The organism is Sphingomonas flavalba, assembly GCF_004796535.1.
GTDB lineage: Bacteria > Pseudomonadota > Alphaproteobacteria > Sphingomonadales > Sphingomonadaceae > Sphingomonas_L > Sphingomonas_L flavalba.
The window spans coordinates 1-17,304 of record NZ_SPHY01000005.1; the positions used below are offsets into that span (position 1 = coordinate 1).

The following is a 17,304-nucleotide window of genomic DNA, read 5'->3' on the forward strand; positions in this document are numbered from 1 at the left end:
CGGCCGTCTCAAGGACTGGCGCCGCGTCGCCACGCGCTACGACCGGTGCCCGCAGGCCTTCTTCTCCGCCATCGCACTCGCAGCAACCGTCATCTTCTGGCTCTGATCAATGGGTCCTGACCCTAAGAAGGGAAAGCCCACTCGGGTGTGCCTGCCAATCAATGGGCACGGTTTGGAATTACTGCGTTCCGGTCACGTTAGTGATCTTGCCATCACGCTTTCTAACATGGACCACCGGAGCACCCCCTGTGTAGCCTATCTTTGGTGAGAAAGTGATAACATACTCTTCGTTGCTTTCACCTGCCAGAATGTTGACGGTGTCTATAGCGGATCGAGAAAATGGAGGCTCTTCTTTAACATACGCACGCGCGATAGATACGGCATCATTTCTCGATATATCGTGGCGGTTACTGCACGACGATGTACTAATCAAAATTAGTACAAAATAATATTTACCTACCGCCATAGAGACATAATCCATTATGGAGAGCCTAAAGGCGGTTTTCCTGCCAACTCATCCAAAATTGCCGGTCTTCAAACCACCATTCACGGACATCCATCTTCGCTACCGTGCCGGCGCGGTTACAAATGCAATTTCTAGCCGTATCACCTCCACCGTGCGCCGGGATGAGGGTTCGGGCCTAAACCGTGAAGCTCTCGCCGCAGCCGCAGCTGCCCTTGGCGTTGGGGTTCTGGAAGACGAAGCCGGCGGTGAAGTCGTCCTCGACCCAGTCCATCTGGCTGCCGATCAGGTAGAGGATCGAGCCGCCGTCGACGAAGAAGGTGCCGCCGGGCGTTTCGATCCGTTCGTCGAACGGCACAGCTTCAGTGACGTAATCGACCGAATAGGCCAGGCCCGAACAGCCGCGGCGCGGGGTCGACAGCTTGACGCCGATCGCGTCGGCCGGGGCGCCCGCCATCAGCGACGCGATGCGCGCCTCCGCTTTCGGGGTCAGGGTCAATGCGGCCGGCCGCGCGCGGGTGGTGGTCGCCATGATCGTTTCGTCCTTCCTTGGCCCCCTTATAGCATGCCCAGTTCGAGTTTGGCTTCATCCGACATTTTCTGCGGGTCCCACGGCGGATCCCAGACCAGATTGACCTCGGCGTTGCCGATCCCCGGCACCGCGCCGATGCGCATCTCGACCTCGCCCGGCATCGATTCCGCCACCGGGCAATGCGGGGTGGTCAGCGTCATCGTCACCGTGACATGGCCTTCGGCCGACACCTCGACGCCGTAGATCAGGCCGAGGTCGTAGATGTTGACCGGGATTTCGGGGTCGTAGATCTCGCGCAGCGCATCGACGACCGCTTCGTAAAGCGCGCCGCCCGGCTCGCCTTCCGCTACCGCTGCCGGTTTCTGGCTCAGAAAGCCTTCGAGATAGTCGCGCTTGCGCTCGAACGTCTCGCGCGGCGCATCGTCCACCCGCGCGCGCGGCGGCTTGTCGACCGCGCCCACTTCCTCGACCCTTATGCTTTGTTCGTCGCTCATCCGAAAATTCTCGTTACCCGTTCGACGCCGCGCGCCAGTGCCTCGACATCGGAGACGTCGTTGTAGATGCCGAAGCTTGCCCGCGCCGTCGCCGCGACGCCCAGGTCGGCCATCAGCGGCTGGGCGCAGTGATGGCCGGCGCGGATCGCCACGCCCTCCTCGTCGAGGATGGTGGCGACGTCGTGCGGGTGGACGCCGTCGACCGCGAAGCTGAGGATGCCGGCGCTATCCGCCGGCCCGAACAGGCGGACGCTGTTGATCCGCGCCAGCCGCTCGCGCGCCTCGGCGATCAGCGCCGCTTCGTGCGCGTGGATCGCGGCGAGGCCGATGCCTTCGACGTAATCGACCGCCGCCGCCAGCCCGACGCCGCCGACGATGTGGGGCGTCCCCGCCTCGAACCGGGCGGGGGCGGGGGCGTAGGTGGTGCGTTCGAAGCTGACCTTGTCGATCATCGACCCGCCGCCCTGCCACGGCGGCATCGCGTCGAGGATCTCGGCCCGTGCCCACAGCGCGCCGATGCCGGTCGGGCCGTAGAGCTTGTGCCCGGAGAACGCGTAAAAGTCGCAATCGAGCGCGGCGACGTCGACCGGCAGGCGCGGCACCGCCTGGCAGCCATCGAGCAGCAGCCTGGCACCGACCCCGTGCGCCAGTTCCGCCGCGCGCCGGACGTCGAGCACTGAACCGAGGACGTTGGAGACATGGGCGAGGGCGACCAGCTTGTGCCGGGGGGTCAGCAGCGCCTCCGCCGCGTCGAGGTCGATGCGGCCATCGGCGGTCAGCGGGCAGACGTCGATTTCAACGCCGGTGCGGTCACGCAGCAACTGCCACGGCACGATATTGCTGTGATGCTCCAGCATCGACAGCAGGATGCGGTCGCCGGCCTTCAACCGGGTCTGGCCCCATGTCTGGGCAACCAGATTGATCGCCTCGGTCGCGCCGCGCACGAAGACGACCTCGTCGGCCGATGCTGCACCGATGAAGCGGGCGACCCGCTGCCGCGCCGCCTCGTAAGCCAGGGTCATGTCGGCGGAGCGTTTGTAGACGCCGCGATGCACGGTCGCATAGTCGCGGTCATAGGCGCGGGCGATCGCGTCAGTGACGACCAGCGGCTTCTGCGCGGTGGCGGCGCTGTCCAGATAATGCCAGCCGGCCGGCATCGCCGGGAAATCGGCGCGGCGGTCGAGCGTCGTCGCGGCGGGGGAGAGCAACGTCGCCATCAGTGCGCCTCCAGCCAGGCATCGGCGTCGGCGATGAACGCGTCGCGGACCGCTTCCTCACCGATCCGGTCGAGCGCGTCGGCGACGAAGGCGTGGGTGAGGAGCGCGCGCGCGGCCGCCGGCGGCACACCCCGGCTGGCGAGGTAGAACAGCGCCTGCGCGTCCAGCTCGCCGACGGTGGCGCCGTGGGCGCATTTCACGTCGTCGGCGAAAATCTCCAGCTCCGGCTTCAGGTTGACGGTCGCCGCGCGCTTTAGCAGCAGGCCGCGCAGCGACTGTTCGCCGTCGGTTTTCTGCGCGCCCTCGGCCACCTCGACGCGGGCGGCGAGGCTGGCGCTGGCGGTGTCGTCGGCGACGGCACGCCAGATCTGGCGGCTGACGCCCTTTTCGGCCTCGTGGCGGACGACGACCGCTGCCTCATGGCGTTGCTCGCCGCGCGCGAGCAGGGCGCCGCCCATTTCGGCATAGGCGGCGGTGCCGGTCAGGGTCAGCGCCGCGTCGATCCGGCTGCCTGCGCCGCCGGCGCCGAGCGCGACGGTGACCAGGCTGGCGCCTTCGCCGATCTCCGCCTCGTCGCGCAGCGAGGTGAAACCGCTCGCCTGGGTCAGGCGCAGCGCCCGCATCAGCCGGGCGCCCTTGCCGAGCGCGATCGCGGTCAGCCGGTTGGCCCAGCCGTCGCCGACGAAGGTCTCGACGATGCGCGCCTGCGCCCCGGCGGCCAGGGCGATGCGGGCGGGGACATGATTGGCGCCGCCGGTCGAGACGTGGATGATCTCGACGAGGCCGGCGGCGTGATCGTCGCCCAGCGCCAGCGTCCAGCCCGGCGCGGTGGCGAGGCGGGCGAGCGGATGGGCACTCGCTGCGTCGACCGCGCCGACGGCGACCGGGCCGGGGTTGCTGCGTTCCGGCCGGTAGACGCCGTCGATGAAGGTCAGGTGCGGGCCGCCGAAGGCCGGGGCGACCGGTAGCGCGTCGGCGCGGGGCGTCGCTTCCGCCAGCGCCGGCAGGGCGGCCAGCGCCGACCAGCGCCACGCCTCTTCGCGGGGGGACGGCAGGGCGAGCGCGCTCATGCGGCCAGCGCTCCATAGCCTTCGCGCTCCAGTTCCAGCGCCAGTTCGGCGCCGCCGGAACGGACGATCCGCCCGTCCGCCAGGACGTGGACGAAATCCGGCTTCACGTAATCGAGCAGCCGCTGGTAGTGGGTGATCAGCAGCACCGCCTTGTCCGGCTTGCGCATGATCCGGTTGATGCCGTCGCCGACGACGCGCAGCGCGTCGATGTCGAGGCCGCTGTCGGTCTCGTCGAGGATCGCCAGCTTCGGGTCGATGATTCCCATCTGGACCATCTCGTTGCGCTTCTTCTCGCCGCCGGAGAAACCGACGTTCACCGGGCGTTTCAGCATGTCCATATCGACGCCCATCGCCCCGGCCTGCGTCCGCGCGACGCGCAGGAAATCGCCCGCCGACAGCGCCGCCTCGCCACGCGCCTTGCGCTGCGCGTTCAGCGCCTCGCGCAGGAACTGGACGTTGGAGACGCCGGGAATCTCGACCGGATACTGGAAACCGAGGAACAGGCCCAGCGCCGCGCGTTCGTGCGGGGCGAGGGCGAGCAGGTCCTGCCCGTCGAGCGTCGCGGTGCCGTCGGTCACTTCATAACCGGGGCGCCCGCCCAGCACATAGGACAGTGTCGACTTGCCGGCGCCGTTCGGCCCCATGACCGCGTGGATTTCGCCGGGGTTGAGAGTCAGCGTCAGGCCCTTGAGGATCGGCTTGTCGGCGACAGTGGCGTGTAGATTATTGATTTTCAGCATTAAACATAACTTTCCTGAAGCACGCTGCCGGCAAGCCCGCCCATTCCGGGGAGGCTTGTGAAAGAGTGGCGATCAACCCACGCTCCCCTCGAGGCTGACCCCCAGCAGCTTTTGCGCTTCGACGGCGAATTCCATCGGCAGTTGCTGGAGCACGTCCTTGGCGAAGCCGTTGACGATGAGCGCGACAGCCTGTTCCGAATCCAGCCCGCGCTGCATGGCGTAGAACATCTGGTCGTCGGAAATCTTGCTGGTCGTCGCCTCATGCTCGATCTGGGCGGACGGGTTCTTGACCTCGATATAAGGGACGGTGTGGGCGCCGCAGTCGCTGCTCAGCAGCAGGCTGTCGCACTGGGTGAAGTTGCGGACATTTTCCGCCGTCGGGCCGACGCGGACGAGACCGCGATAGGTGTTGTTCGATTTGCCGGCGGAAATCCCCTTCGACACGATGGTCGAACGGCTGTTCTTGCCGAGGTGGATCATCTTGGTGCCGGTGTCGGCCTGCTGGTAATTGTTGGTGACCGCGACCGAATAAAATTCGCCGACGCTGTTGTCGCCAGCCAGCACGCAGGACGGGTATTTCCAGGTGACAGCGCTGCCGGTTTCGACCTGGGTCCACGAAACCTTGCTGTTCCTGCCCTGACACAGCGCGCGCTTGGTGACGAAATTGTAGATGCCGCCCTTGCCCTCGGCGTCGCCGGGGTACCAGTTCTGGACGGTCGAATATTTGATCTCGGCATCGTCCAGGGCAACCAGTTCGACGACGGCGGCGTGCAACTGGTTCTCGTCGCGCATCGGCGCGGTGCAGCCTTCCAGATAGGAGACATAGGCACCGTCGTCGGCGATGATCAGTGTGCGTTCGAACTGGCCGGTATTTTCGGCGTTGATGCGGAAATAGGTCGACAGTTCCATCGGGCAGCGAACGCCCTTGGGCACATAGACGAAGGTGCCGTCGGAAAAGACCGCGCAATTGAGGGTGGCGAAATAATTGTCGCGCATCGGCACGACCTTGCCCAGCCACGGCCGGACGAGGTCGGGGAATTCGCGGATCGCCTCGCTGATCGAGCGGAAGATGACGCCAGCCGCCTCCAGTTCCTTGCGGAAGGTGGTGGCGACGCTGACCGAATCGAACACCGCATCGACGGCGACCTTCGGCGCGCCCTCGACCCCGGCCAGCACTTTTTGCTCGGCGATCGGGATGCCGAGCTTCTCGTAGACCTTGAGGATCTCGGGATCGACCTCGTCCAGGCTGCCGATCGTCGGCTTCACCTTCGGCTCGGCGTAATAATAAGCGTCCTGATAGTCGATCGGCGGGATGTTGAGCTTGGCCCAGTCCGGCCGTTCCAGCGTCAGCCAGTGGCGAAACGCCTTCAGCCGCCAGTCGAGCATCCATTCCGGCTCGTTCTTCTTGGCCGAAATGTAGCGGACGGTATCCTCGCTCAGCCCCTTGGGCGCGAAATCCTGCTCGACGTCGCTGGTGAAGCCCCATTCGTAGGTCGAGGCCTTCTCCGCAGCGGCCAGCGCTTCCTGGTTGCGCGTCGCCATCAGGCCGCTCCCGCCAGCGTCGCCAGCGTCACGCCGGACAGCGCACCCTTCACCGCGCCGTTGACCGAGCCGATCACCGGCCGCACCCGGCAGCCGGGTTCAAGCGCGCAATCATGGCCCTCGCTGTCGAGGCAGGTGGTCAGCGCGATCGGCCCCTCGACCGCCTCGATGATGTCAGCAAGGCTGATCGCCTGCGCCGGCCGCGCCAGCGCGAAGCCGCCGCCGGCGCCGCGCGCCGAGGTAAACAGCCCGGCGGCGGCCAGGCGGCCCATCAGCTTCTGCGTCGTCGGCAGCGGAATGCCGGTATCGGCGGCCAGCATGGTGGCAGACAGACGCGTGCCGAGCGGCGCGCGGGCCGCGGCAGCCATGATGACGACGGAATAGTCGGTAAAGCTCGACAGGCGCATGACATATCCGAATTAGGATTGATTCGATCCGATTGCCATGTGGGCATGCGATCGCCCCGCGTCAAGCGCCATTGCCTGCCCTGGCGGATTCTCCGCCCGGCGATCAGGTATCGGTGATCAGCGGGCGCAGCGCCCTCACCGCACCGCGCTTCAGGGTCAGCCGGGCGAGAGTCGGCAGATCGTCGGTGAAGCGGCTGGGGGTGATGCCAGTGAAGTACTTGATCTCACGAATGAAATGCGACTGGTCGTAGAAGCCGCGGGCGATGACGGAGGTCATGTCGGTGTCGCCGCGCGCCAGCGCCACTGCCGCGCGCAGCGCCCGGTACTTGCGTGCCAGCATCTTGGGCGGCGCGCCGTAGAAGCGCTTACACAGGCGCTCGACCTGGCGGCGCGACAGCCCGGCTTCGGCGACCAATGTCTCGACATCGGGCGAATCGGCACGTTCGAGCCAATGATCGACGATCCGGGTGAAGTTGACCGGCATGTCCTTCGCCTCGGCGACCAGTGCGCGAATCAGCGTGTTGCCGATCGCGACGCGCGCGTCGAGGGTCGACGCCGCCCGCAACTGCGCCGCCGTCTCGCTCATCCGCCGGCCGAACAGCGCCTGCGCGTCGACCACCCGGTTGACCATCGTCGATGCGTCGATGCCCATCAGCGCCGCCCAGCCGGCCGGCAGCAGGCCCACGCCGAACAGATCGACCGGGCCCACCGCGCGCACCGCCGTCATGCCGGTCGTCGGCCCGACGATCTGGGTTTCCGGCGCGGCCTGCACCGTCCCGTCGGCGAAACGGTAAGAGCCTTCGCCCGGACTGAGCTTGAAACGGAACTGCGCCAGGTCGGCGCGTTCCGAGTCCTCGAGCAGCGGAAGGTCGGCGCGGAAATCATAGAAGACGGATACGAAGTCGCGAAGATCGCAGTCAGGGGCTGCATACTCAAGCGACAACGCTGACATAAACGCTTATCCGACCCGTTTTCTCAAACGAGTCTACAATGCCGGCGATATGAAGAAAAGCGGCCTGGCCGGAAAACCGGCCAGGCCAAGTAAAAGAACCCCCAATACGTCAGGAGCCCTTCGGGTCGCGGAGCCGTCGTAGAATGATTCGCGTTAGATGTATTGGATAGATTCGACATTTTCGCTGGAGACCCCCCATCAAAAGGATGGTGTGGCGGTCGGTTTTTGGTAAGCAGCGCCATGCTTTTTCCTTTTGTTCGTCCTCTCATCCATTCGATTGATGCTGAGCGCTCGCACCGACTTACCATCGCCACGCTGAAGCGTCTGCCGGCGCTGCCGCCGCCCCAACCCGACCCGGTATTGGTGATTCGCGTCGCCGGGCTCACCTTTCCCAACCCGGTCGGGCTGGCCGCGGGGTTCGACAAGGATGCCGAGGTGCCGGCAGCAATGCTCGGCTTCGGCTTCGGCTTTGTCGAGGTCGGCACGCTGACCCCGCGCCCGCAGCCGGGCAACGCGCGGCCGCGCCTGTTCCGGCTGGTCGAGGACCAGGCGGTCATCAACCGGATGGGGTTCAACAACGGCGGCCAGCCGGCGGCGCTCGCCCGGTTGCGCGGGCGGCGCGGCGGCATCGTCGGCGTGAATATCGGTGCCAACAAAGATTCCGCCGACCGCGTTGCTGATTATGCGCTGGGCGTGACGACGATGCTGGCGGTCGCCGATTACCTGACCGTCAACATCAGTTCGCCCAACACGCCGGGGCTGCGCGCGTTGCAGGACCCGGCGGCGCTGGCCGCGTTGCTCGACGTGGTGATGGAGGCGCGCGGCGCCGGGCCGCCGCTGTTCCTGAAAGTGGCGCCGGACCTGGAGCCGGCCGATATCGACGCGATCGCCCGACTGGCGATCGATCGGCATGTCGATGCGCTGATCGTGTCGAACACCACGATCGGCCGGCCGGCCCTCGCCTCGCGCCATGCCGGCGAGGCGGGCGGCCTGTCCGGCGCGCCGCTGCGCCCGCTGGCACTGCAGCGCCTGGCGGATTTCCGCGCGGCGACCGGCGGCGCCTTGCCGCTGATCGCCGCCGGCGGCATCGCGTCGGCCGAGCACGCCTATGCCAGCATCCGCACCGGCGCCAGTCTTGTCCAGCTCTATACCGCGCTGGTCTACGAGGGGCCGGGGCTGGCAAAGCGGATTGTCGCCGGGCTGAAGGAACTGATCGCCCGCGACGGCTTCACCAGCATTGAGCAGGCGGTCGGCGCGTGAGCGGCGCCAGGCGGCTTCCCCCCGGCGGTTTCGGCTTCTATTGTCGGGGCATGCGCCGCTGCCTGTCCCTGCTCCTCGCCCTGTTCCTTGTCCTGCCCGCCCCCGCCCTTGCGGCGGATGCGGTCGTTTCCGCCGCCGATCCGCGCGCGGCGGCGGCCGGGCAGCAGATATTGCGCGAAGGCGGTAACGCCGCCGATGCCGCGATGGCGATGATGCTGGCGCTGACCGTGGTCGAGCCGCAGTCGAGCGGCATCGGCGGCGGCGGCTTCTTCGTCTATCATGATGCAGCGACCGACCAGGTCGCGACGGTCGACGGGCGGGAAAAGGCGCCCGCCGCGGCGACGCCGGAACGCTTCCTCAACCCCGACGGGACGCCGATGAGCTTCCGTGACGCGGTGGCGGGCGGCCTGTCGGTCGGCGTGCCCGGCAATATCCGCCTGATGGAGGCGGTGCATGCCAAATGGGGCAAGCTGCCCTGGGCGAAGCTGTTCGAACCGGCGATCCGGCTGGCGGAGGGCGGCTTCGCGGTCAACCGGACGCTCAACGGGCGTATCGCCGCCATGGCCGGGCTGTGGAAGAATTTCCCGGAGATCGCCGCGCTCTACATGCCCGGCGGCACCGCGCCGCCGGTCGGCACCACCCTGCGCAACCCGGCGCTCGGCACGTTGCTGCGCGCCGTCGCCGCCGGCGGTGCCGACGCCTTCTATACCGGTGCCAACGCCCGGGCGCTGACCGATGCGGTCGCCAACGCCCCGCGCCACCCGTCGGCGCTGACCGCCGACGATCTTGCGGCCTATCGCGCAGTCGAGCGGCCGCCGGTGTGCACCACCTATCGCCTCTATCGGATATGCGGCATGGGGCCGCCCTCGTCCGGGGCGACGACGGTGTTCCAGATCCTCGGCATGATCGAGCGTTTCGATATGAAGGCGCTGGGCAAGGACAGCCCGGCCGCCTGGCACCTGATCGGCGAGGCGATGCTGCTCGCCTATGCCGACCGCGATGCCTATCTGGGGGACAGCGACTTCGTCGCGGTGCCGGTCGCCGGGCTGCTCGACCCGGCTTATGTGAAGACGCGCTCGGCCCTGGTCGCTCCCGACCGCAGTCTTGGCCGCTATGAGGCGGGGACGCCGCCCGGCGCCCAGCCGCGCACCCCGGCGACGCCCGGCGAGGACGGCGGCACCACCCATTTCGTCGCCGTCGACGCCGCCGGCAATGTCGCGACGATGACGTCGACGGTCGAAGGCGCGTTCGGCAGCCAACTGGTCGCGAACGGCATGGTGCTGAACAACGAACTGACCGACTTCAGCTTCGCGCCGGAAAAAGACGGCGCGCCGGTCGCCAACCGGGTGGAGGCAGGCAAGCGGCCGCTGTCGTCGATGGCGCCGACGATCGTCTATGATCCCGCCGGCAAGCCGGTGTTCGCGATCGGCGCGGCCGGCGGCAAGACGATCATCATGCAGGTGCTGAAGGGGCTGGTCGCGCGGATTGACTGGGGCCTTGACGCGCAGCAGGCGGTGGCGTTGCCCAACCTCTATTTCAGCGGCACCGCGCTGGTGGTGGAGGCGGGTTCGCCGGTCGAGGCGATGACCCCGGCCCTGAAGGCGCTCGGCCATGCCGTCATCGTCCGCCCCGCCTGGGGCAAGGCGAACGCCGCCGGCTTGACGGCGGCGGGCTGGGCCGGCGGCGCCGATCCGCGCAGCGAGGGCGTCGCGCTGAATCCATAGGCGGAATCCCGCTGCAACGGCGGCCGACGGGTTGCGGTGCCCCGGCCGCGATCCTATGGCGCGGCATGGACACGATCAAGATAACCCGCGCGCTGCTCTCCGTCTCTGACAAGGGCGGCCTCATTCCCCTTGGCCAGGCGCTGGCGCGCCACGGCGTGGAGCTGGTTTCGACCGGCGGCACCGCGACCGCGCTGCGCGATGCCGGCCTTGCGGTGCGCGACATTTCCGATCTGACCGGCTTTCCCGAGATGATGGACGGCCGGGTCAAGACGCTGCACCCGAAGGTGCATGGCGGCCTGCTCGCGGTGCGCGACGATGCCGAGCACATCGCGGCGATGGCCGCGCACGGCATCGGCGCGATCGACCTGGTCGTCGTCAACCTCTATCCGTTCGCGCAGACGGTGGCGCGCGGCGCCGGGCGCGACGAGATCATCGAGAATATCGACATCGGCGGCCCGTCGATGGTGCGATCCGCCGCGAAGAACCACGCCTTCGTCGGCATCGTCACTGACCCGGCCGACTATGCCGAGCTGATCGGCGAGCTGGACGCCCATGGTGGTGCGACGACGCTTGCCTTCCGCAAGCGGCTGGCGGCCAAGGCGTTCGCCGCCACCGCCGCCTATGACGCGATGATCTCGCAGTGGTTCGCCTTCGCCGACCAGCAGCAGACCTTCCCCGACATGTTGGCGCTGACCGCGACGCGGGCGGACGAACTGCGCTATGGTGAGAACCCGCACCAGCAGGCGGCGCTGTATGTGCCGGTCGGCCCGCACGCCAACGGCATCGCCCAGGCCGAACAATTGCAGGGCAAGGCGCTCAGTTACAATAATTACAACGATGCCGATGCGGCGCTGGAACTGGTCAGCGAATTTCGCGACGGCCCGCCGACGGTGGTCATCGTCAAGCATGCCAATCCGTGCGGGGTGGCCAGCGCCGACAGTTTGCTCGACGCCTATCGCGCCGCGCTGGCCTGCGACAGCGTGTCGGCGTTCGGCGGCATCGTCGCGGTCAACCGGCCGCTCGACGGGGCGACGGCGCGGGCGATGGTCGAAATCTTCACCGAAGTCGTCGCCGCGCCCGACGCGGATGCGGAGGCGCGCGCCGTGTTCGCCGCCAAGAAGAATCTGCGCCTGCTGCTGACCGGGCCGCTGGCTGACCCGGCGCGGCCGGGGCTGAAAATCAAAACAATCGCCGGTGGCTATCTGGTCCAGTCGCGCGACAATGGCCGCGTCACCGAGGCGGAGCTGACCGTCGCGACGAAGCGCGCGCCGACCGCGACGGAGCTAGCCGACTGCCTGTTCGCCTGGACGGTGGCGAAGCACGTCAAGTCGAACGCCATCGTCTACGCGAAGGCCGGCTCCACCGCCGGCATCGGCGCCGGCCAGATGAACCGGCTCGAATCGGCGCGGATCGCGGCGTGGAAGGCGAAGGACGCAGCCGATAAGGCGGGCTGGGACCAGCCGCGCACGATCGGTTCCGCGGTGGCATCGGATGCGTTCTTCCCGTTCGCCGACGGCCTGCTCGTCGCGGTCGAGGCGGGCGCGACGGCGGTGATCCAGCCCGGCGGATCGATCCGCGATGCGGAGGTGATCGCCGCCGCCGACGAGGCCGGTCTGGCGATGGTGTTTACCGGGATGCGCCACTTCCGGCACTGACCGGCGCGCCGCCGCCGGCGGCCGGTGCGCGGCGGAACAGCACCCGGTCCTCGTGGCTGAAGCCCTTGTACCAGATGACGGCGCCATAGGTGATGAGGATCAGCGGCAGGCCGACGATCAGCTCAAGCCATTCGAGCGATTTCGGCAGCGCGGTCACGCCATAGCCGACGGCGACCGCCGCCGCCGTTGCCCAGACCAGCGCCCAGCGCCATGGCGATACCGGCGCGTCGAGCAGTCGCGACAGTAGCCGCGCCTTGGCGACGGAGGCGAAACCGAGGGCGACCGGCAGCGCCGCCGCCGGGCCTATAGCCTGCACCGCCATCGGCAGCCCCAGCGCGCGCGCGCCGAGGATGAAGGCGAAGCTGAGCAGGATCTGGATGGTGATCGTCGCCAGCGACAGCATCAGGTTGCGGTGGCGGGCGATGTAGATCAGCGCCGATTCGGACACGACCGCCGTCGCCGCCACCACTTCCGCGGCGAGCAGGAAGGCGAGCGCGCCGGTGCCGCTGACGAATTCCTTGCCGGCCAGGCCCATCACCGCTTCGCCGGGGATCGCCAGCGCCAGCGCGATGCCGGCCTGTGCGGCGATGATCCAGAATCCGACCTGCCGCACCTGCCGGGCGACCGCCGCCTTGTTCCCCGCCTCCAGATTCTGGGTGATGACCGGGCCGAGGATCGGGTCGAAGCTGGTCTTCAGCTTCTGCGGCAGGGTGACGATCTGCTGCGCGACCCAATAGATGCCGACCACCGCCGGGCTGAAGAACAGGCCGAGGATGAACCGGTCGACATTGCGCGTGCCCCATTCGATCGCGTCGGCGGCAGCGAGCGGGATGTTGCGGCGGGTCAGCCGGAACAGCTCCGCCGGGGCGGGCCGCCAGCCGCGCGGCAGGCCGTATTCGCGGATGAACGGGATCATCGACGCCAGCAGCGCCGCGATCATCGACAGCACATAGGCGATGATCAGCCCGTCGCGCTGCGAATAGAAATACAGCGCGGCGGCGGCGATGCTGATCGTCCATGGCTCCACCACCGCCCGCGCCCGGACCGTTGCCGCGACGTTCAGTCGGTAGGCAAGCGCCGCCAGCGACACGTCGGACCAGGCAAAGGCGAAGATGGTCAGCGGCAGCAATTGCTCCAGCCCGTTGATGCCGCTGTTCGGGAACATGATCTCCGGCACGGCGGCCAGGATCGCGGCGCCGACGGCGGAGGCGATGCCGGCGACAAGCAGGGCGTTCCAGACGATATGGACATGCGGCTGGCGGTTTTCGGACAGCTGCTGCGCCAGCCCGCGCTTCAGCCCGAGTGTCGCGATCTGGGCGGCGAACTCGATGACCAGGATGGCAAGGGCGAAGCGGCCGAGCGCGTCCGGCCCGTACAGGCGCCCGGCAATGAACAGGAATGGAATCCGCGCGATCAGGCGCAACACGAACCCGAAGAAGTTGGTCCGCCCACCCTTGGCCAAGGCGGCAATGTCGCCCCCGTCGGCGGATGTGGCCTCTGCCCCCATTCGCTCCTCTTAGCGGCGGCGGTCCCAAAGCTCCATATCCGGTTCGGCGAGTCGCTGGGTCAGTGTGCCGCGCCCCAGCTGGGGCCGGTGCCGATCTCTACGCCCAGCGGCACGCTGAGCTTCACCGCCGGTTCGGCGGCGCCGGCCATTACCGCGCGGATCACCTCGCTTGCCGCCGCGACGTCGCTCTCGGGCAGCTCGAACACCAGTTCGTCGTGAACCTGGAGCAGCATGCTGACCTGCCTTAGCCCGGCGTCGGCCAGCGCCGGCTCCATCCGCGCCATCGCCCGCTTGATGATGTCGGCGCTGGTCCCCTGGATCGGTGCGTTGATCGCGGCGCGCTCGGCGCCTTGCCGCTCGTGCTGGACGCGGGCGTTGATCCGCGGAAAATGGGTTTTGCGGCCGAACAGGGTGGTGGTGTAGCCGACCTCGCGCGCGTGGGTCAGGGTTTCGGCGATATAGCGGTTGATGCCGGGGAAACGCTCGAAATAGCGGTCGATCATCGCCTGCGCTTCGTCCGGCGTTACCTCCAGCCGTCCGGCGAGGCCCCAGCGGGAAATGCCGTAGAGGATGGCGAAGTTGATCGTCTTGGCGCGGGCGCGGGTGTCGCGGTTGACCTCTCCGAACAGTTCGAGCGCGGTCAGGTTGTGAATGTCCTCGCCGCGCGCGAACGCTTCCTTCAACGCCGGTACGTCGGCCATATGGGCGGCCAGGCGCAGTTCGATCTGGCTGTAGTCGGCGGAGAGGATGACATTGCCCGGCTCGGCGATGAACGCGTCGCGGATCTGGCGGCCGACTTCGGTGCGCACCGGTATGTTCTGCAGATTGGGGTCGTTGGACGACAGCCGGCCGGTCTGTGCCCCGGTCAGACCGTAGCTGGTGTGGACGCGCCCGGTGTCCGGGTTGATCTGCTGCTGCAGCGCGTCGGTATAGGTCGATTTCAGCTTGGCGAGCTGGCGCCAGTCGAGCACCTTGCGGGCAATCTCCACGCCGTCGGCCGCCAGCCGTTCCAGTTCGTTGACGTCTGTCGAATAGACGCCGCTCTTGCCCTTGCGGCCGCCTTTCAGCCCCATCTGCTCGAACAATATGTCGCCCAGCTGCTTGGGGCTGCCGATGGTGAAGGGGGTACCGGCGAGCGCGTGGATTTCCGCCTCCAGCCCGGCGATCTGCTGGGCGAAATCGGCGGACAGGCGAGCAAGCTGCGCGCGGTCGACCTTGATGCCGCGCCGCTCCATGCGCGCCAGCACCGGCACCAGCGGCCGGTCGACCCGTTCATAGACCCGCGTCGCCTGCTCGGCCGACAGGCGCGGGCGGAACCGGCGGTGGAACCGCCAAGTGACGTCGGCATCCTCGGCGGCATAATGGGTCGCGCGCTTCAGATCGACCTGATGGAAGCCGAGCTGGTTGCGGCCGCTGCCGACGACATCCTTGTAGGCGATGCAGCTGTGCGACAGATGCAGCGCCGCCAGCTCGTCCATGCCGTGCCCGTGCAGCCCGGCGTCGAGCGCGAAGCTCATCAATATGGTGTCGTCGAACGACGCCAGCTCCGCCCCGGCGCGCGCAAGGACGATGACGTCGTATTTGATGTTGTGGCCGATCTTCAGCACTGCCGGGTCGGCAAGCAGCGGCCTCAGCCGGGCGATCGCGACGGCGCGCTCGATCTGCACCGGCGCGTCGGACAGCAGGTCGCCGCCGACATGGCCGATCGGGATATAGCAGGCCCTGTTCGGGGCCAGCGCCAGGCTGACGCCGACCAGATTGGCGCGCATCGGGTCGAGCGAATCGGTTTCGGTGTCGACCGCGACGATGCCCTGCGCCGTCGCCTCCGCCACCCAGCGGTCGAGCGCGTCGAGGGTGGTGACGGTTTCATAGCCATCGTGGTTGCACGGTTCTTCCGGGCCAATGGCTGGCGTCGGGGCCGCGCTGGCGTCGGCGCCGCTCCCCGTCGCCGTGCCCGCCGGCATCTCGGCGACCGCGCCGAGCTTGGCGATCAGCGAGCGGAAGCCGTGATGTTCCAGAAACGCGCGCAGCGGCGGTTCCGGTATGTCGCCCAGCGCCAGCGCGTCGAGCGGGTCGGGCAGTGGAACGTCGTCCTTCAGCGTGACGAGCAGGCGCGACAGCCGCGCCATGTCGGCATGTTCGATCAGGTTGTCGCGCAGCTTGCCGGGCTTCATCGCCGGGGCGGCGGCCAGCACCGCCTCGACATCGCCATGCTCCAGGATCAGCTTCGCCGCCGTCTTCGGGCCGACGCCGGGGACGCCGGGGATATTGTCGACCGAATCGCCCATCAGGCCGAGCACGTCGCCCAGCCGTTCCGGCCCGACACCGAATTTCTCGACAACATAATCGGGGCCGATCCGGCGGTTGTTCATCGTGTCGAGCATGTCGAGGCCCGGCTCGATCAGTTGCATCAGGTCCTTGTCGGACGAAACGATGGTGACACTCCATCCCGCGCCCAGCGCCACCTTCGCATAGCTGGCGATGATGTCGTCGGCCTCAAATCCTTCTTCCTCGATGCAGGGCAACGAAAAGGCGCGGGTCGCGTCGCGGATCATCGGGAATTGCGGGACCAGGTCCTCCGGCGGCGGCGGCCGGTGCGCCTTGTACTGGTCGAACAGGTCGTTGCGGAAACTCTTCGCCGAATGGTCGAGGATAACGGCCATATGGGTCGGCCCATCCGCCTTGCGCAGCCCGTCGGCCAGCTTCCATAGCATCGTCGTATAGCCGTAGACCGCGCCGACAGGCTGGCCGTGGATGTTGGTCAGCGGCGGCAGCCGGTGATAGGCGCGGAAGATGTAGCTCGACCCGTCGACGAGATAGAGGTGGTTGGATGCCATGGCAGCGGGGATAGCGGATGCCGCCGCCCGGTGCCACCGGGCAAGCGCGGGTTAAGGCGGGTGCTGGCAGGGCTGGCGCGATGAGCGGATTCTGCATCCACCGCCGCCGGCTGCTCGCCGGCCTTGCCGTGGGACCGCTGCTGGCAACCGCGCCGGCGCGGGCCGGCTTTGCGTCCGCGCGGCTGACCGTCACCGTGCAGGGCGCCGGGCCGGACGTGGTGCTGGTCCATGGGCTCAATTCGTCGCGCGCGGTGTGGAACGCCCTGGTCGCGGCGGTGCCCGGCATCCGCTGGCATCTGGTTCAGATCGCCGGCTTTGGCGGGTTGGCGGCCGGGGCCAATGCCGGTGGCGCGGTGCTCGGCCCGGTAACGGCGGAAATCGCCCGTTATTGCACGGAAAATGGGCTGCGCCGCCCGGCGGTGATCGGCCATTCGATGGGCGGGATCATCGCGCTAATGCTAGGCCTGCGCTTTCCCACGGTGCCGGGGCGGCTGATGGTCGTCGACATTCTGCCGGCGCCGGCGCGCGGTTTCGGGCTGGACCCGTCGATGCGCGACCTGTTCGACGGGCTGCAGGCGGCATTGGGCGGCCAGCGGGCGATGGCCGCGTTGATGGGGCTGTTCGGTGGCGATGGCGCCAGCGACAGCCGCGTGTCGGCGACGGCGCTGCGCGAACTGGCGGAGACGGACCTTGGCCCGGCGCTGGCCCGGCTCGCCGCGCCGCTTACCGTCGTCTATGCGGAACCGCCCCCCGACATGGCCGACCCGCGCCGGATCGCCGCCCGCTACCGTGCCGCTTATCCCCGGGCGCGGCTGGAGGGGGTGGCCGACAGCGGCCATATGGTTATGCTCGACAAACCAGATAGGTTTTCGAGTCTCGTCAAAACGTTCCTATCTGGCTGATG

General features: G+C 67.9%; 15 protein-coding genes and 1 pseudogene. 5 read left to right on the forward strand and 11 right to left on the reverse strand.

The window, feature by feature from the left end; all coding sequences use genetic code 11:
• Positions 1-106, forward strand: a pseudogene (locus E4A53_RS06490) (IS5/IS1182 family transposase); the annotation flags it as partial.
• A gap of 72 nt (positions 107-178) precedes the next feature.
• On the opposite strand, the gene E4A53_RS15110 reads toward E4A53_RS06490, so the two are convergent.
• From E4A53_RS15110 to E4A53_RS06530, 9 genes are all read right to left on the reverse strand, one after another.
• Positions 179-481, reverse strand: coding sequence for an NTF2 fold immunity protein (locus E4A53_RS15110; RefSeq protein WP_476712823.1), 303 nt, complete (start codon positions 479-481; stop codon positions 179-181).
• 160 nt (positions 482-641) lie between these two features.
• Positions 642-995, reverse strand: coding sequence for a HesB/IscA family protein (locus E4A53_RS06495; protein ID WP_136162292.1), 354 nt, complete (start codon positions 993-995; stop codon positions 642-644).
• A 26-nt stretch (positions 996-1,021) separates the two neighbouring features.
• Positions 1,022-1,489, reverse strand: a complete 468-nt coding sequence (locus E4A53_RS06500; protein WP_136162293.1) for an SUF system Fe-S cluster assembly protein — start codon at positions 1,487-1,489, stop codon at positions 1,022-1,024.
• A complete protein-coding gene (locus tag E4A53_RS06505) occupies positions 1,486-2,706 on the reverse strand; it encodes a cysteine desulfurase (protein ID WP_136162294.1) in 1,221 nt (406 codons plus the stop codon). The genes E4A53_RS06500 and E4A53_RS06505 overlap by 4 nt, the downstream gene beginning before the upstream one ends.
• Positions 2,706-3,776 carry a SufD family Fe-S cluster assembly protein gene (locus E4A53_RS06510; RefSeq protein ID WP_136162295.1) on the reverse strand — a complete coding sequence of 357 codons (1,071 nt, stop codon included), beginning with the start codon at positions 3,774-3,776 and terminating at the stop codon, positions 2,706-2,708. Before E4A53_RS06510 ends, E4A53_RS06505 begins: the two co-directional genes overlap by 1 nt.
• The gene (sufC, locus tag E4A53_RS06515) at positions 3,773-4,516 is read right to left on the reverse strand and encodes a Fe-S cluster assembly ATPase SufC (protein WP_136162296.1); all 744 of its coding nucleotides are present in this window, start codon (positions 4,514-4,516) and stop codon (positions 3,773-3,775) included. The genes E4A53_RS06510 and sufC overlap by 4 nt, the downstream gene beginning before the upstream one ends.
• Before the next feature lie 72 nt (positions 4,517-4,588).
• Positions 4,589-6,058, reverse strand: coding sequence for a Fe-S cluster assembly protein SufB (gene sufB, locus E4A53_RS06520; RefSeq protein WP_136162297.1), 1,470 nt, complete (start codon positions 6,056-6,058; stop codon positions 4,589-4,591).
• Positions 6,058-6,465, reverse strand: coding sequence for an RrF2 family transcriptional regulator (locus E4A53_RS06525; protein WP_136162298.1), 408 nt, complete (start codon positions 6,463-6,465; stop codon positions 6,058-6,060). The genes sufB and E4A53_RS06525 overlap by 1 nt, the downstream gene beginning before the upstream one ends.
• Before the next feature lie 103 nt (positions 6,466-6,568).
• Positions 6,569-7,417: an AraC family transcriptional regulator gene (locus tag E4A53_RS06530; RefSeq protein ID WP_136162299.1), complete on the reverse strand. Its 849-nt coding sequence runs from the start codon at positions 7,415-7,417 to the stop codon at positions 6,569-6,571.
• A gap of 240 nt (positions 7,418-7,657) precedes the next feature.
• On the opposite strand from E4A53_RS06530, the gene E4A53_RS06535 reads away from it, so the two are divergent.
• From E4A53_RS06535 to purH, 3 genes are all read left to right on the forward strand, one after another.
• Entirely contained in the window at positions 7,658-8,677 is a 1,020-nt protein-coding gene (locus E4A53_RS06535) for a quinone-dependent dihydroorotate dehydrogenase (protein WP_136162300.1), read from the forward strand.
• Positions 8,678-8,727: 50 nt separating this feature from the next.
• Positions 8,728-10,401, forward strand: a complete 1,674-nt coding sequence (gene ggt / locus E4A53_RS06540) for a gamma-glutamyltransferase (protein ID WP_136162301.1) — start codon at positions 8,728-8,730, stop codon at positions 10,399-10,401.
• A gap of 65 nt (positions 10,402-10,466) precedes the next feature.
• Positions 10,467-12,056: a bifunctional phosphoribosylaminoimidazolecarboxamide formyltransferase/IMP cyclohydrolase gene (gene purH / locus E4A53_RS06545; RefSeq protein WP_136162302.1), complete on the forward strand. Its 1,590-nt coding sequence runs from the start codon at positions 10,467-10,469 to the stop codon at positions 12,054-12,056.
• On the opposite strand, the gene E4A53_RS06550 is transcribed toward purH, so the two are convergent.
• Positions 12,028-13,563, reverse strand: a complete 1,536-nt coding sequence (locus E4A53_RS06550) for a lipopolysaccharide biosynthesis protein (protein WP_136162303.1) — start codon at positions 13,561-13,563, stop codon at positions 12,028-12,030. The two genes, purH and E4A53_RS06550, sit on opposite strands and share 29 nt — an antisense overlap.
• Positions 13,564-13,622: 59 nt before the next feature.
• Entirely contained in the window at positions 13,623-16,400 is a 2,778-nt protein-coding gene (gene polA, locus E4A53_RS06555) for a DNA polymerase I (RefSeq protein ID WP_136162304.1), read from the reverse strand.
• Between the two features lie 80 nt (positions 16,401-16,480).
• Here polA and E4A53_RS06560 point away from each other — a divergent pair, with 80 nt between their 5' ends.
• The gene (locus E4A53_RS06560; protein WP_136162305.1) at positions 16,481-17,302 is read left to right on the forward strand and encodes an alpha/beta fold hydrolase; all 822 of its coding nucleotides are present in this window, start codon (positions 16,481-16,483) and stop codon (positions 17,300-17,302) included.
• The last annotated feature ends 2 nt before the right edge of the window (positions 17,303-17,304 follow it).

What these genes read in the sequence shown, in the direction of transcription:
- sufB (WP_136162297.1), bottom strand. Translation starts at nt 6,058, where the DNA reads ATGGCGACGCGCAACCAGGAAGCGCTGGCCGCTGCGGAGAAGGCCTCG.
- purH (WP_136162302.1), top strand. Translation starts at nt 10,467, where the DNA reads ATGGACACGATCAAGATAACCCGCGCGCTGCTCTCCGTCTCTGACAAG.
- E4A53_RS06510 (WP_136162295.1), bottom strand. Translation starts at nt 3,776, where the DNA reads ATGAGCGCGCTCGCCCTGCCGTCCCCCCGCGAAGAGGCGTGGCGCTGG.
- E4A53_RS06560 (WP_136162305.1), top strand. Translation starts at nt 16,481, where the DNA reads ATGAGCGGATTCTGCATCCACCGCCGCCGGCTGCTCGCCGGCCTTGCC.
- sufC (WP_136162296.1), bottom strand. Translation starts at nt 4,516, where the DNA reads ATGCTGAAAATCAATAATCTACACGCCACTGTCGCCGACAAGCCGATC.
- E4A53_RS06550 (WP_136162303.1), bottom strand. Translation starts at nt 13,563, where the DNA reads ATGGGGGCAGAGGCCACATCCGCCGACGGGGGCGACATTGCCGCCTTG.
- polA (WP_136162304.1), bottom strand. Translation starts at nt 16,400, where the DNA reads ATGGCATCCAACCACCTCTATCTCGTCGACGGGTCGAGCTACATCTTC.
- E4A53_RS15110 (WP_476712823.1), bottom strand. Translation starts at nt 481, where the DNA reads ATGGATTATGTCTCTATGGCGGTAGGTAAATATTATTTTGTACTAATT.
- E4A53_RS06500 (WP_136162293.1), bottom strand. Translation starts at nt 1,489, where the DNA reads ATGAGCGACGAACAAAGCATAAGGGTCGAGGAAGTGGGCGCGGTCGAC.
- E4A53_RS06535 (WP_136162300.1), top strand. Translation starts at nt 7,658, where the DNA reads ATGCTTTTTCCTTTTGTTCGTCCTCTCATCCATTCGATTGATGCTGAG.
- E4A53_RS06495 (WP_136162292.1), bottom strand. Translation starts at nt 995, where the DNA reads ATGGCGACCACCACCCGCGCGCGGCCGGCCGCATTGACCCTGACCCCG.
- E4A53_RS06530 (WP_136162299.1), bottom strand. Translation starts at nt 7,417, where the DNA reads ATGTCAGCGTTGTCGCTTGAGTATGCAGCCCCTGACTGCGATCTTCGC.
- E4A53_RS06505 (WP_136162294.1), bottom strand. Translation starts at nt 2,706, where the DNA reads ATGGCGACGTTGCTCTCCCCCGCCGCGACGACGCTCGACCGCCGCGCC.
- E4A53_RS06525 (WP_136162298.1), bottom strand. Translation starts at nt 6,465, where the DNA reads ATGCGCCTGTCGAGCTTTACCGACTATTCCGTCGTCATCATGGCTGCC.
- ggt (WP_136162301.1), top strand. Translation starts at nt 8,728, where the DNA reads ATGCGCCGCTGCCTGTCCCTGCTCCTCGCCCTGTTCCTTGTCCTGCCC.